This is a genomic window from Acetatifactor sp., assembly GCF_982438285.1.
The window spans coordinates 1-2,406 of the sequence record NZ_CEWDFQ010000407.1 but is presented as its reverse complement, the minus strand read 5'-3'; the positions used below and the strand labels follow the sequence as shown (position 1 = coordinate 2,406).

At 48.7% G+C, this 2,406-nt stretch carries 3 protein-coding genes; all 3 read left to right on the top strand.

Going from position 1 to position 2,406, the window contains the following annotated elements; translation table 11 throughout:
• A partial coding sequence (locus AC1WIP_RS14590; RefSeq protein WP_481142512.1) for a S8 family serine peptidase occupies positions 1-433 on the top strand: 433 nt, incomplete at its 5' end.
• A gap of 112 nt (positions 434-545) precedes the next feature.
• Positions 546-1,958: a 2-isopropylmalate synthase gene (locus AC1WIP_RS14585; RefSeq protein WP_481142511.1), complete on the top strand. Its 1,413-nt coding sequence runs from the start codon at positions 546-548 to the stop codon at positions 1,956-1,958.
• Positions 1,959-1,993: 35 nt separating this feature from the next.
• Positions 1,994-2,406, top strand: a 413-nt coding sequence (locus AC1WIP_RS14580; protein ID WP_481142510.1) for a GntR family transcriptional regulator, incomplete at its 3' end; no start/stop codon positions are given.

Below are 2,406 nucleotides of genomic sequence, written 5' to 3'. Positions count from 1 at the left end.
GAATAAGGGTCCCGGAAACGGCACTATTTCTTCCGTGGGGGGAAGCAGGAGGATGATTACGGTAGGATGCCATGACGGGATTTACTGCAGGGACAATCCCAAGAGATGTGAAACCTACTCGGGAAGGGGAAATCTGGCCGATTCCATCAGAAAGCCGGATCTGGTGGCGCCTGGTACGGATATTGTATCCTGTAATATGGGGTATCAGAGCGTTCATGGAAAAATAAAAAACGCTTATATCGCAAAAAGCGGAACCTCCATGGCCACTCCTATTGTGGCCGGGGCTGCAGCCCTTGCGCTGCAGAAGTTTCCCCAGATGACCAATGAGGAGCTGAAGCAGAAGCTGACCATGACAGCCACAGACCTGGGAGAGCCCTGGAATAAGCAGGGATGGGGCATGGTTCATGTGAAAAGATTGCTAAAAAGCTATTGACACACTTGGTATGATTGTATACAATTATACGAGGCAAGCTGATAAATACAAAAGCGTGCATGTGCGTCCGCACATAAATGAACGCCTGAGCACAGGCAGATGGGAGTGCCCTATGAGAGAGAATGACACATTTCAAGACCGTCCTGTCACCATGAACCAGAACAATAATCTGCTGCAGATTGAGGAGCATATGTACATATTAGACGATGTGGATAAGCCTAATGTGTTCCGCAATATGTTTCCTTATTCCGAGGTTCCAAAGATTCCTTTTAACGACAGGATCGTTCCCCACAATATGCCTAAGGAAATCTGGATTACGGATACCACCTTTCGGGATGGACAGCAGTCCAGAGCGCCTTATACCACGGAGCAGATTGTAAAGATTTTTGATTATCTGCATGAGCTGGGCGGACCCAACGGAATGATACGGGCCAGTGAATTTTTCCTGTACAGCAAAAAGGACAGGGATGCGGTTTATCAATGTATGGAGAGAGGCTACCGGTATCCAGAGGTCACAAGCTGGATACGTGCAAATAGAGAGGACTTTAAGCTGGTAAAAGAGATTGGCATGAAGGAGACGGGTATCCTGGTAAGCTGCTCTGACTATCATATTTTTTTGAAGCTGAAGATGACCAGACGCCAGGCTATGGACCATTACCTGAGTGTGATCAGAGAGTGCTTAGAGGAGGGAATCAGCCCCCGGTGTCATCTGGAGGACATTACAAGGGCGGATATTTACGGCTATGTGGTGCCCTTTTGCCTGGAGTTGATGAAGCTGATGGAGGAGTACCAGATTCCCATTAAAATACGGGCCTGCGATACCATGGGATACGGCGTGAATTTCCCAGGAGCGGTGATTCCAAGAAGCGTACAGGGAATTATTTACGCCATCCATACCCATGCGGGCGTGCCTCATGAGCTGATCGAATGGCATGGACATAATGATTTCTATAAGGCGGTGACAAATTCCACCACGGCGTGGCTGTATGGCTGCTCAGGCGTGAATACGTCGCTGTTTGGCATCGGTGAAAGGACGGGGAACACCCCTCTGGAAGCCATGGTGTTTGAGTACGCCCAGCTGAAGGGAGATTTAAACGGCATGAATACCACTGTAATCACCGAGCTGGCAGAATACTATGAAAAGGAAATCGGATATCAGATTCCGCCCAGAACTCCTTTTGTAGGCAAGAATTTCAATGTGACCAGGGCGGGGATACATGCGGACGGATTGTTGAAAAATGAAGAGATTTACAATATTTTTGATACAGAGAAGTTTTTGAACCGTCCGGTGCTGTGTGCCGTCTCCAACACCTCGGGTCTGGCAGGCATCGCCCACTGGATCAACACTTATTACAAGCTTAAAGGAGACAAGCAGGTGGATAAAACCAGTGAGCTGGTAAAAGAGATCAAGAAATGGGTGGACGAGGAATATGCGGGAGGACGGGTGACCGTGCTTACGGACGAGGAGATCGTAGCCTGTTTAAACCGCGTATGTCTGGAGAAAAATATCTCCATTGGTGAATAAGCCAAAAAGACAGGCTTATCGGAAAGGCATGAAAAGTGAGTAAATATGATGTAAAGCAGGAGGTAACGGACAAGTACTCCCTGCGGGGCCGGGTATTTCACCGGCTCAGGGAAGATATTCTCAACGGAAAATATGAGGAGCATGAAGAGCTTCGGGAGGTTGCCATAGGCGAAGAGCTGGGAGTCAGCAGAACGCCTGTGAGAGAGGCTTTCAGGCAGCTGGAGCTGGAAGGCCTGATTCAGATTATTCCCAACAAGGGAGCCTATGTGACGGGTATCACACAAAAAGATGTGAAGGACATTTATATGATCCGTTCTCTTTTGGAGGGCCTGTGTGCCAGATGGGCCACGGAGCACATTACAAAGGAGCAGCTGGAAGAACTGGAGGAAAACGTTTATCTGGCCCGGTTTCACGCAGAAAAAGGACATTTGGAGCAGCTGGCGGAGCT